Source organism: Kluyvera intermedia (assembly GCF_034424175.1).
In the GTDB taxonomy this organism is placed as follows: domain Bacteria; phylum Pseudomonadota; class Gammaproteobacteria; order Enterobacterales; family Enterobacteriaceae; genus Kluyvera; species Kluyvera intermedia.
Map to the genome: position 1 here is coordinate 2683852 of NZ_CP139986.1, position 12271 is coordinate 2696122.

Annotated in this window: 12 protein-coding genes; 3 read left to right on the top strand and 9 right to left on the bottom strand. The window is 49.3% G+C overall.

What is annotated here, in order from left to right; translation table 11 throughout:
- Positions 1-27 precede the first annotated feature (27 nt).
- Positions 28-753 (bottom strand): phosphatidylglycerophosphatase B, encoded by a 726-nt coding sequence (gene pgpB, locus U0026_RS12990; RefSeq protein WP_062777715.1) that lies wholly within the window; start codon positions 751-753, stop codon positions 28-30.
- A gap of 167 nt (positions 754-920) precedes the next feature.
- Here pgpB and ribA point away from each other — a divergent pair, with 167 nt between their 5' ends.
- Positions 921-1511, top strand: a complete 591-nt coding sequence (ribA, locus tag U0026_RS12995; protein ID WP_062777717.1) for a GTP cyclohydrolase II — start codon at positions 921-923, stop codon at positions 1509-1511.
- A gap of 74 nt (positions 1512-1585) precedes the next feature.
- Here the strand turns inward: ribA and U0026_RS13000 are convergent, their stop codons facing one another.
- Both U0026_RS13000 and U0026_RS13005 read right to left on the bottom strand, forming a co-directional pair.
- Positions 1586-2089, bottom strand: a complete 504-nt coding sequence (locus U0026_RS13000; RefSeq protein WP_062777719.1) for a hypothetical protein — start codon at positions 2087-2089, stop codon at positions 1586-1588.
- The gene (locus U0026_RS13005; protein WP_126440758.1) at positions 2089-2736 is read right to left on the bottom strand and encodes a hypothetical protein; all 648 of its coding nucleotides are present in this window, start codon (positions 2734-2736) and stop codon (positions 2089-2091) included. The genes U0026_RS13000 and U0026_RS13005 overlap by 1 nt, the downstream gene beginning before the upstream one ends.
- Before the next feature lie 41 nt (positions 2737-2777).
- Here U0026_RS13005 and U0026_RS13010 point away from each other — a divergent pair.
- Positions 2778-3475 (top strand): IS1-like element IS1B family transposase gene (locus tag U0026_RS13010; protein ID WP_095033700.1). Its coding sequence is split into 2 segments (ribosomal slippage): positions 2778-3027 and positions 3027-3475, totalling 699 coding nucleotides; the frame shifts between segments, so codons are not numbered across the junction.
- Positions 3476-3485: 10 nt separating this feature from the next.
- Here U0026_RS13010 and U0026_RS13015 read toward each other — a convergent pair.
- The 6 genes from U0026_RS13015 to topA all read right to left on the bottom strand — a co-directional run bounded on the left by U0026_RS13015 (position 3486) and on the right by topA (position 11591).
- A complete protein-coding gene (locus U0026_RS13015; RefSeq protein ID WP_126440760.1) occupies positions 3486-3761 on the bottom strand; it encodes a hypothetical protein in 276 nt (91 codons plus the stop codon).
- A 570-nt stretch (positions 3762-4331) separates the two neighbouring features.
- Positions 4332-7007 carry an aconitate hydratase AcnA gene (gene acnA, locus U0026_RS13020; RefSeq protein ID WP_062774625.1) on the bottom strand — a complete coding sequence of 892 codons (2676 nt, stop codon included), beginning with the start codon at positions 7005-7007 and terminating at the stop codon, positions 4332-4334.
- Positions 7008-7213: 206 nt separating this feature from the next.
- Positions 7214-7381 carry a hypothetical protein gene (locus U0026_RS13025; RefSeq protein WP_153743030.1) on the bottom strand — a complete coding sequence of 56 codons (168 nt, stop codon included), beginning with the start codon at positions 7379-7381 and terminating at the stop codon, positions 7214-7216.
- A gap of 2 nt (positions 7382-7383) precedes the next feature.
- Positions 7384-7500 (bottom strand): YmiA family putative membrane protein, encoded by a 117-nt coding sequence (locus tag U0026_RS13030; RefSeq protein WP_218017072.1) that lies wholly within the window; start codon positions 7498-7500, stop codon positions 7384-7386.
- Positions 7501-7838: 338 nt separating this feature from the next.
- Positions 7839-8813 (bottom strand): HTH-type transcriptional regulator CysB, encoded by a 975-nt coding sequence (cysB, locus tag U0026_RS13035; protein WP_062774627.1) that lies wholly within the window; start codon positions 8811-8813, stop codon positions 7839-7841.
- 180 nt (positions 8814-8993) lie between these two features.
- Positions 8994-11591 (bottom strand): type I DNA topoisomerase, encoded by a 2598-nt coding sequence (gene topA / locus U0026_RS13040; RefSeq protein ID WP_062774628.1) that lies wholly within the window; start codon positions 11589-11591, stop codon positions 8994-8996.
- 394 nt (positions 11592-11985) lie between these two features.
- Here topA and U0026_RS13045 point away from each other — a divergent pair, with 394 nt between their 5' ends.
- On the top strand, positions 11986-12237 hold the full coding sequence (locus U0026_RS13045; protein ID WP_062774630.1) for a YciN family protein: 252 nt from the start codon (positions 11986-11988) through the stop codon (positions 12235-12237).
- Positions 12238-12271: the final 34 nt, after the last annotated feature.

The window sequence follows — 12271 nt, forward strand, 5'->3', positions numbered from 1 at the left end:
CTATTTCACGTCGTCGCGCCCTTTTATTTATGTCTCTTTTTCCAGCGGCCCGCAATAACGGCGAACTATCCATAGCGCCAATGTAGCCAGCACCCACGAGATCGTTGTCGAGACCATAAGATCAAGCGGCCAGTGCATACCCAATAACAGACGGCTGCCCATCACCGTGATGGCCCAAACCATAATCACAGCAACCGTCAACACCCGACGCCTCGACCATAACAACCCCGCCGCCAGGAGTGCCCAGGTAGCAGCAAACATGGTGTGCCCGGATGGAAACGCAAAACCGGTCTCTTTTTGCCAATGATGGCGTAAAAACTTTGGAATATCCTGCTGTTGAGATAACTGTTCTTTCACCAGAGCCGCGCGTTCACTGCGTTTTAGAGCGTAAAAATGAGCAACCGGAATTTGCTGGCTATTTTCCAACCAAACAACAAAAGGCCGGGGTTCCTGCACCTGCGCTTTTATCAGCGATTTAACCCCTTGCCCCCCTACGACGGCAACACTGAGCGCTAACACCAGAATAACCGATGCACGTAAACCGGGCCGTAACAGCCATACACACAAAGCACACAGCAGGATATGCGTGATAATTCCCCACGGTTGCGTCACTGTTTCAGTCACCGCATACAACGCTTTCAACCATGCGCCGCTATGCCCCGGCAACCACTGCCATCCGGTGAGCCAAATCACCAGCGGCATGATAAACAGTATGGCTGCCGCCATGAACGTTCGTCCTGCAATGACGCGCATTTCTCTTCCTTTTTCCATCAATGTCACAACGTTAGCTGAAAATATAATGTCAAAATTGTGCGCTTTACGGGCGGTTGCCCGCGCACCATTAGGTGAAGTAAAGCACGTTGTGGCAAAATAAGGAAAACAGAAAGCGCCGCTGGCGCTGAGATAATCTGGAGAATCACATGCAGCTTAAACGTGTGGCAGAAGCCAAACTGCCAACCCCTTGGGGCGATTTCCTGATGGTGGGCTTTGAAGAACTGGCAACCGGGCACGATCACGTCGCGCTGGTTTTTGGTGATATTACTGGGCAAACGCCCGTGCTGTCTCGTGTTCACTCAGAATGTTTGACCGGTGATGCATTATTTAGCCTGCGCTGCGATTGTGGTTTCCAGCTTGAAGCTGCACTGTCGCATATTGCGGAAGAAGGCCGCGGGATCCTGCTGTATCATCGTCAGGAAGGTCGTAACATCGGCCTGCTGAATAAGATTCGTGCCTATGCGTTACAGGATCAGGGCTACGATACCGTTGAAGCTAACCACCAGCTTGGCTTTGCCGCCGATGAGCGCGACTTCACGCTGTGCGCGGATATGTTCAAACTGCTGGGCGTCGATGCGGTGCGTTTACTGACCAACAACCCGAAAAAGGTCGAGATTCTGACTGAAGCGGGTATCAACATCACCGAGCGCGTGCCGCTGATCGTAGGGCGTAACCCAAAAAATGCCCACTATCTCGACACCAAGGCGGCGAAGATGGGGCATTTGCTGAATAAATAATCCTCAGATCGCCGTTTAACTTTAAACGGCGGTTATCCTCTCTCCGTGGTTTTTAGCGCCATTTCTTCATAGCCTTACTGTTGCGGCTCTCTCAAAGGCGTATCTTCACTGTCAGCACCAATGCTTTTTTTAATGTCCAACGCCCTCTGCTTGCAAAGTGCTTCGGTTTTAGCGTAAACGGCACCAGAAGAAATAATGCTCGTTGAATCACATTTATAGTAATCGGTGCCCAGGGGGTGTATTAAAATGATGAATGATAGAACCGATCCTAATAACATAGCGCAAATACCATATGCAACCAACGGTACACTAAATTTTATAATAATAAACTTAGCCAGATTCATTGGCGGTGTGCCTATGGGGAACAGACCACAAATCAGAACAAAATCAGCGACGACAGCCGTGGGTAAGATTAGAAAAAGGGGGATAGCTTTTGGATCAAACGAAACATAATCGGCACTATGAATAAGATCGCTAACATCTTCAATGACGGTCGTATAAATTAAATAAATCATTCCAGTTACAAAGCAAATAATCAATGAAATCCTCAGAGCATCCGTAATAATTTTTATATTCATCACTGACCTGCATTAATCATTGACCATAAATATGGGTTGCTACGTTTGAGATTCCACGCCTGTATCTTATGATATTCTGCCAGTCCTTTCTTAATACTTTCTATTAATTTTGGCGACAATTGATATGCTTTATCCAAACTATATAAACCATAGGTTATCGCAACCCCTAAAGATACTACAAAAAATATACTTACTGATATGGGAACAATCGAGCTAAAGAACATTGACATTGCCGAACCACCAAATAAATTAACCGCAACCCTGGTTAAAAACAACGAAACAATCGCTTTAGCCACATCCATCGTAATATTACCAATAAACTGCGCAACGTCGTGTACAGAAGAGAAGATCAACTCAGCGATCCGTACCGCGCCAGCAAAATAAATGCAGAATCGTGTACCACTTATCACCCCCTCGGAAATTCCTGCTTTAGTAATACTAAGCTCAAGTATTTTTAGGTTATTTAAGCTGTAACGTGTTCCATTAATAATGCGCCTCAATGATGGATAGCCGGTCACTTTGATATAAATAGCCCCCTTATGGACATACGAGATAGCTTTAATCCCTAAACTCTTCAGTTTGAATACCAGTTTCCCTGAGTCACGATAACTGATAAGCTTGACAACATTTTTAGGTGATGCTGCCAACTTACTGATTTAGTGTATGATGGTGTTTTTGAGGTGCTCCAGTGGCTTCTGTTTCTATCAGCTGTCCCTCCTGTTCAGCTACTGACGGGGTGGTGCGTAACGGCAAAAGCACTGCCGGACATCAGCGCTATCTCTGCTCTCACTGCCGTAAAACATGGCAACTGCAGTTCACTTACACCGCTTCTCAACCCGGTACGCACCAGAAAATCATTGATATGGCCATGAATGGCGTTGGATGCCGGGCAACCGCCCGCATTATGGGCGTTGGCCTCAACACGATTTTCCGCCATTTAAAAAACTCAGGCCGCAGTCGGTAACCTCGCGCATACAGCCGGGCAGTGACGTCATCGTCTGCGCGGAAATGGACGAACAGTGGGGATACGTCGGGGCTAAATCGCGCCAGCGCTGGCTGTTTTACGCGTATGACAGGCTCCGGAAGACGGTTGTTGCGCACGTATTCGGTGAACGCACTATGGCGACGCTGGGGCGTCTTATGAGCCTGCTGTCACCCTTTGACGTGGTGATATGGATGACGGATGGCTGGCCGCTGTATGAATCCCGCCTGAAGGGAAAGCTGCACGTAATCAGCAAGCGATATACGCAGCGAATTGAGCGGCATAACCTGAATCTGAGGCAGCACCTGGCACGGCTGGGACGGAAGTCGCTGTCGTTCTCAAAATCGGTGGAGCTGCATGACAAAGTCATCGGGCATTATCTGAACATAAAACACTATCAATAAGTTGGAGTCATTACCCATTTTTACTTCCAGTAAGAGCATCTTTAATATTTCCCGCATACGTTGTGCCAATATCATAGAAACTATTAACAACTGCATAGGCTTCATCCAAGGTCAGCAATAGAACATGCTCTGTATTTTTGTTGAGAACATCTTCCAGCCCTAACGTATTCAGTAGATAAGGATGTTTGGGTGTTAGCTGGTTAATAGGCACATTGCCACGCAATGAATCACCCAAATATTCATCCCAGGATGAATTTCTTAATTCAGATTTATCAAACTTTCTCATTGGAGAATTACCCCATTCTTGATTGGATTCTTCTTTCCACTAACTGAATCCAGTTGTACCAGCAATACAACAACCTTTTCCAGGCATGAGAATTGTGGTTGAGTAAAGGTTAAACCAGTATCAGGGCAAATATCAGAATCAGGACTCTGCGATAATGCATTAAATTCGAGACAATTTAAGCTTGTCATTATCACTCCGTTAAATGCATTCACATCCTATATGAATATAAAGAATACATTACTAATTATTATTTAAAAAATAAAACTCAACGCGGATGATATTAACTTAATCACGATGGAATCTCAATCATCATTGCCGAAAACACCAATACAATCTGATAAATCGGGTTGGGAATGAAAAAAACAATCAGCAACGATATTAAATCTAGAGTATTTATAAGATTGGAAAATAATTTAAGCTTTCATTTCCCGCGTTAACTTTTATTCGAAACTATTTGTTCGATAGTTACATGTAGACAGATCGGTTAATGACTATTTTTGGTAGAACAACATCGATATATAAAAAATGGGGCCGCGAATACTGATATCCGAGACCCCATCCCATTATGCACTACACCAGCATATTACGAATCACATAATGCAAAATACCGTCATTCTGGTAATAGGTCAGTTCCGTAGCCGTATCAATCCGACAACGGCACGCCAACGTCAGTTGTTGCCCATCAGGTCGCGTTAACACCACCGGAATAGTCGCCCCCGGTTTGATGTGCTGCAGGTCAGCAACATCAATTCGCTCTTCCCCGGTCAATCGCAGCGTTTTACGATCCTCACCGAACGGAAACTCCAGCGGTAAAATCCCCATGCCGATAAGATTAGAACGGTGAATACGTTCAAACGATTCGGCAATAACCACCCGGACGCCCAATAAGCGCGGCCCCTTGGCGGCCCAGTCACGACTGGAGCCCGAGCCATACTCCTTACCCGCTATAACCGCCAACGGCGTTCCCTGAGCCTGATATTGCATCGCGGCATCATAGATAGACATAATCTCCGTGCCCGGCAGTAAACGCGTCATTCCGCCTTCCACGCCGGGGACCATTTCATTACGAATACGAATATTGGCAAAAGTCCCGCGCATCATCACCAGGTGATTACCCCGACGCGAACCGTAGGAGTTAAAGTCGCGAGCTGCAACGCCGTTTTCTTGTAGATAGCGCCCCGCCGGGCTGTCGACCTTGATACTGCCCGCCGGAGAAATGTGGTCGGTGGTGACCGAGTCTCCCAGCATCGCCAGCACGCGTGCGCCATGAATATCCTGCAACGGTTCGGGCGCAGCCCCCATCTCGTCAAAGAACGGTGACAGGCGGATATAGGTAGAATCTTCTTGCCAGTCATAAGTATCCGTCGCGGGAACATTTATTGCCTTCCACTCCGGCGTACCGGCAAACACCGCGGCATACTCTTTATGGAACATGTCGGTGGAAACTTGCTGGACGGCGTGCGCTATTTCTGCGCTGCTCGGCCAGATATCGTGCAAATAAACTGGCTGACCGTTGCCATCTAGCCCAAGCGGATCCCGGGTCAGATTGACATTCATATTACCCGCCAGCGCGTAAGCCACCACCAACGGCGGCGAGGCCAGCCAGTTGGTTTTCACCAGCGGGTGAATACGCCCTTCGAAGTTACGGTTACCAGAGAGCACCGCGCCGACCGTCAGGTCACCCTGCTTAATCGCCGTCTCAATCGGTTCCGGTAACGGACCTGAGTTACCAATACAGGTGGTACATCCATAGCCGACAAGGTTAAAGCCAAGCTTATCCAGATACGGTGTTAGCCCAGCGTGGGCCAGATAGTCAGACACAACCTTTGAGCCCGGAGCCAGAGAGGCTTTAACCCACGGTTTCGGCATCAGACCACGTTCGGCGGCTTTTTTAGCCAGTAGCCCTGCGGCCATCAGCACACTTGGGTTAGAGGTATTGGTACACGAGGTAATAGCCGCTATCACCACCGCCCCTTCAGGCAGTGCATGTTGTTGGCCCTCAAGGGTGAACGCGATGGCCGGTTTAACCTGTTTCACCACGTTAAGTTCAAGCTCTGTGGAAGCATTGAACGCCTGAGGCACATCGCCCAATGCCACGCGATCCTGCGGACGCTTAGGCCCGGCGAGGCTGGCTTCGACGTCAGACATATCGAGCGATAATGTCTGGCTAAAAACCGGTTCATCACCGGTATGACGCCACATTCCCTGCGCTTTGGCGTAGGCTTCCACCAGCGCCACCTGCTCATCGCTGCGCCCACTTAAGCGCATGTAGGAGAGCGTGACATCGTCGAGCGGGAAAAAGCCGCAGGTGGCGCCGTATTCTGGGGCCATGTTGGCGATAGTCGCCCGGTCAGCCAGCGGCAGAGAGTCCAGACCGTCACCATAAAATTCAACAAATTTCCCCACCACACCAAGCTTTCGCAGCATCTGGGTCACGGTGAGGACCAGATCGGTTGCGGTGATCCCTTCGCTCAATTTTCCGGTTAGCTTAAAACCAACCACGTCAGGTATTAGCATAGAGACCGGCTGTCCCAACATTGCGGCTTCAGCTTCAATCCCGCCCACGCCCCATCCCAACACGCCAAGACCGTTAATCATGGTGGTATGCGAATCGGTCCCCACCAGCGTGTCTGGATAGGCGACCCATTCATTGCCCTGCTGTTCACTCCACACCGCTTTCCCCAGATACTCGAGGTTAACCTGGTGACAAATACCTGTGCCCGGTGGCACGACGCGGAACTGACTGAAGGCCTGCTGGCCCCAGCGTAAGAATGTATATCGTTCGTGGTTTCGCGACATCTCCAGACGAACGTTATCGTCAAATGCTTCGTCATCACCAAAACGATCCACAGTGACTGAGTGGTCAATCACCAGATCGACTGGCGAAAGGGGATTCACTTTATGGGTATCTCCCCCGAGCCGTTTGACAGCTTCGCGCATGGCGGCAAGATCCACCACTGCCGGAACGCCGGTAAAATCCTGCATCAAAACGCGCGCCGGGCGATAGGCTATCTCCCGGTCAGCATGGGCATTTTTAAGCCATCCGGCCAACGCCTGAATATCCTCGGCAGTCACCGAGTCACCATCTTGCCAGCGCAGTAGATTTTCGAGCAGAACCTTCAGTGATTTTGGTAGGCGGGAGAGGTCTCCCAGAGTGCGGGTAGCAATTGCGAGGCTGTAATAACGGTAAGTTTTATTATCGACCTGGAGCGTATCCTTGCAGGTCTCTCGTAGGGTTAACGACATAGCTCCTCCTTAAATGGCGGGTACAGCAACTCTCCTTAGAGTATGTATAAAAGATAACACACCCAGCGGATATCGCCGGGAAAGGGCTCAGATTGATAAACGCGATCAACACGTTAATAGAAGTTACTACCGTCTGGAATTAATAGCAGGGGAAGATTATATTTCGTTTGAGGGCGGAAAATGAAAGGCGAATAATAACCATGAGGTTACTGTTTCTTATTCTCATCCTGATTGAACAGGTCAATAAAGTCTTTTTGCTCGGGCGTTAAATTCCACTCGTCAGGAACATCAACTTTTTTATTTTTGACCACCGGCGAATGCTTTTCAGCAGGTTGCTTGGGTTTAGTCGGTTTGATACGTTCAGACGTCAACATACTCAGCCCCAGTACGACCACGCCAGGAAAGCAATAATCACCCAGAACAGCGCCGAACCCAGGAACACGCTCAACCAGGCCTTACGTTTCGCGCGAGTCCCTTTATTTTCTGACGCCATTACCGCCCTCTCGAAATCGATATTACTTATCATTTTCACACCAATCAATTGTTACAACTAATCGTTAATGAGATAAATCCTAAGTAAATTTTAAGCAAAAATCCAGTGGTTTTGCGAATTCCTCGCAGAGATTTATTTATTCTTTTGACGACAGAGGAATATTTGAAGAGAGAAGTTTGCTTAACGTTAAATTTATTTCTACTTTTGCGTCGTTGTTACCAACGGGAACAATTATTAATCAAGAAATTCGCACAATCGAGGGGATTATAGAGGAGATAATTTGCTGGAGATATAAAAGACAAACCGCCTCTGGTGGTAGAGGCGGATAATTCGTAAGGTTATTTTTCTGGCAGCTTAATATCGTTAAACATGGCTTCGATGTCTTCATTTGAGCGCAACGCCACCGCAGTATCGACCACGTCGCGAGTCAGATGTGGGGCGAAGCGTTGAATGAAATCATACATATAGCTGCGCAGGAAGGTACTGCGGCGGAAGCCAATTTTGGTGGTGCTATGGCTGAAAATACCCTCGGCATCCAGTTTTACCAGATCGGGATCGGAGACCGGATCAACCGCCATGCTGGCGATGACCCCTACCCCTAACCCCAGACGAACGTAGGTTTTAATCACATCGGCGTCGGTGGCGGTAAACACGATACGCGGCGTCAGCCCCGCTCGGTTGAAGGCGGTATCAAGCTCAGAACGTCCGGTGAAGCCAAAGGTATAGGTGACCAGCGGATACTGCGCCAGTTCTTCAATAGTGACCGACGTTTTAGATGCCAGCGGGTGCTCAGGCGTCACGACAATGGAACGGTTCCAGTGGTAGCACGGCAGCATCACCAAATCGTCATACAGATGCAGCGCTTCGGTCGCAATGGCGAAGTCGGCATTGCCTTTCGATACCGCTTCAGCAATCTGCGTAGGCGAGCCCTGATGCATATGCAGGGAAACGCGCGGATAGCGCTCGATAAAGCCCTTAATCACGCCAGGAAGCGCATAGCGGGCCTGTGTGTGGGTGGTCGCAACATATAGAGAACCTTTATCCGGCCACGTGTGCTCGCCCGCGACAGATTTAATCGCATCCACTTTGGACAGCACTTCACGGGCAATACGGATAATTTCCTGACCTGCTGGCGTAACCTGCGTCAAATGCTTACCGCTTCGGGCAAAAATCTGGATACCCAGCTCATCCTCCAGCATCCTGACCTGCTTACTGATGCCCGGCTGCGAGGTATACAACCCTTCAGCGGTAGAGGAGACGTTAAGGTTGTGGTTGACCACCTCAACGATATAGCGGAGTTGCTGTAATTTCATGCGGTTGTATCCAGTCTGCACTCGGGAAACGGTTATAAAGACGATTTAATCATAAGAAATGCATCTTCTATAACCACTATATCATTTATAGCAAGTGTGTATAGATGGAAACAAAAAATAATAACCAGGTTATAAAAAAGGGCCGCTTAGCGGCCCTTTGTCAACGTTATCAACGATACGTTATTTTTTAGCTTCAACCCATTTACCGTCAACAAAGAACGCTGACCAGCCCGTTGCTTTACCGTCTTTTTCAGAGGAAACGTACTGTTGTTTGGTTTTACGGCTAAAGCGCACCATCGTTTTATTACCCGCCGGATCCTGCTGTGGCGCGTCGGCCAGATAGCGCAGTTTTTCCGGTAAACGATCGCGGAAGCGGTACAATTCTTCTACCAGCGGCGCACGCGTTTCGCGAGATTTCGGGAAGGTGTTGGCCGCGAGGAAGACCCCAGCCGCACCATCACGCAGAACGAAATACGCGTCAGATTTCTCGCACGGCAACTCTGGCAGTGGTACCGGATCTTCCTTCGGTGGTGCAACTTCACCACTGCGCAAGATTTTACGGGTGTTCTTGCACTCTTCGTTGGTACACGCCATGTACTTACCAAAACGCCCCATTTTCAGGTGCATTTCAGAACCACATTTTTCGCATTCCACGATAGGACCGTCATAACCCTTGATGCGGAACTCACCTTCTTCGATCTCATAACCGTCGCAGGTCGGGTTATTACCACAAACGTGCAGTTTACGTTTTGGATCGATGAGGTAGCTGTCCATTGCCGTGCCACATTTCTGGCAGCGACGTTTGGCACGCAGCGCGTTGGTTTCGGCATCATCGCCTTCCAGCACGTTCAGCACTTCGTTTTCCGGCACCAGGTTAATGGTGGTTTTGCAACGTTCTTTCGGGGTCAGAGCATAGCCGGAGCAACCGAGGAACACGCCGGTGCTGGCGGTACGAATACCCATTTTGCGACCGCAGGTTGGACAGTCGATGCTGGTCAGCACCATCTGATTTGGCTGCATGCCGCCTTCTTCTGGCGCTTTTTCTGCGGTTTCCAGCTGCTTGGTGAAATCACCAAAGAACAGATCCAGAACCTTCTTCCACTCGGCTTCATGATTCGCCACGCGGTCGAGATGATCTTCCATCTGCGCGGTGAAATCGTAGTTCATCAGCTCGCGGAAGTTCTCTTCCAGACGATCGGTTACGATCTCACCCATTTTTTCAGCATAGAAGCGACGGTTTTCCGTACGTACATAGCCCCTGTCCTGAATGGTCGAGATGATCGACGCATAGGTGGACGGACGGCCAATACCGCGTTTTTCCAACTCTTTAACCAAAGAGGCTTCGCTAAAACGCGCAGGCGGTTTGGTAAAGTGCTGTGCTGGCATCAGTTCAACCAGGGTCAAGCTATCGCCCTGTTTAACCACCGGCAGAACACGGTCTTCATCGCCTTTACGCAGCGCTGGCATCACCTTAGTCCAGCCGTCAAAACGCAGGGTACGACCGCGCGCTTTAAGTTTGAAATCGCCGGCTTTGACGGTCAAGGTGGTGGAATCATACTGCGCTGGTGTCATCTGACAGGCGACAAACTGGCGCCAAATCAGCTGATACAGTTTCTGCGCATCCGCTTCCATATCTTTTAACGACTCAGCCACCACATTCACGTCAGAAGGACGAATCGCTTCGTGCGCTTCCTGTGAGTTTTCTTTGCTGGCGTACTGATTAGCGTTTTCCGGCAGATACTTCTTACCGAAGTTGTCGCCAATGTAATCGCGAACCATGTTCACTGCGTCCTGACTCAGGTTAGTGGAGTCGGTACGCATGTAGGTGATGTAGCCCGCTTCATATAAGCGCTGCGCCATCATCATGGTTTTCTTCACCCCAAAGCTTAGACGCGTACTGGCCGCCTGTTGCAAAGTGGAGGTAATAAATGGTGCGCCAGGCTTGCTGCTGGTTGGCTTGTCTTCGCGTTCAAGAACGCTGTAACCGGCTTTTTCCAGCACGCTGACGGCTGCCATGGTTTCATCACGATTAACCGGACGGAACGGCTTGTCAGCTTTATGCGTTACCTGCAACGCCAGGGCGTCACCGCCCGGAGTGGTGGTGTTCGCGTTCACTTCCCAGAACTCTTCTGGAACAAACGCTTTAATTTCGCGCTCACGCTCAACCACCAAACGAACAGCCACAGACTGCACGCGGCCTGCGGATAAACCGCGGGCAATTTTTTTCCACAACAGTGGAGAAACCATGTAACCCACTACGCGGTCCATAAAGCGACGCGCCTGCTGAGCGTTTACACGGTCAATATTCAGTTCACCCGGCTTCTCAAAAGCCTGCTGAATTGCATTCTTGGTTATTTCGTTAAACACCACGCGGCTATAGCGAGACTCATCACCACCGATCACTTCCCGCAGGTGCCATGCAATGGCCTCCCCTTCGCGGTCAAGGTCAGTTGCGAGATAGATGTGGTCGGCTTTTTCCGCCAGCTGTTTAAGTTCCGAAACAACCTTTTCTTTACCCGGCAGCACTTCGTAATGTGCAGTCCAGTCATGCCATGGGTCGATACCCATGCGGTTAACTAGCGCGCCTCGTTCATCCTTTTTAGGCTTTTTGGCCGTTTTGGTGGAGGTAGAGTCAGCGCTCTTTTTGGCAGCTGAGCCACTTGTCGGCAAATCGCGGATATGACCGACGCTGGACTTAACCACGTAGTCATTACCCAGATACTTATTGATCGTTTTGGCTTTTGCCGGGGACTCAACGATAACGAGAGCTTTACCCATAATCACCTTACCTAATTTGATTCTTCCAGGAATACATCGCACATGTTCCACATTCCACTGGCGACAAGTCTTGTATGTTGCGGCAACGCCAAAGGATATCAACCCTTTACTGACCGGCATTTGATACAAGCAACCAGGTGGCTGAGTTTACAGACTTTTTTTCGTCAGATGTTATAGCACGAAGAATATTTGGTCGAATGTCAAGCAAATCTGTTGCCAGATCGCCGAAAGCGTCACACTGTACCTGATAAAATTCGTTACGCAACTTTATTAGCATGCAAACACCAATCATGCCAACTCTGAGGCAAAATCATTGTCCCTGGTAAACGTCGGGAAAATTTGCCCGAAATCAACACCCGGCGTAAACTAGCGGCGAAAATTTGAGGAGTTGAATATGTCAAATAATAGCCAACCTATCGATCGTCAGACACTGCTTGTTGAAGCAAACCGACTCATTCGTGAGCATGAAGATACTTTAGCGGGAATTGAAGCCACTGGCGTAGAACAGCGCAATGGCGTGCTGGTTTTCAGCGGCGAATATTACCTTGATGAACAAGGCCTGCCGACGCCGAAAAGCACGGCGGTATTTAATATGTTCAAGTATCTCGCCCACCAGCTGTCTGAAAAATATCACCTGGTTGACTGAGCGCGAGGCATTTGCCTGACCGCGTAAAAAATGC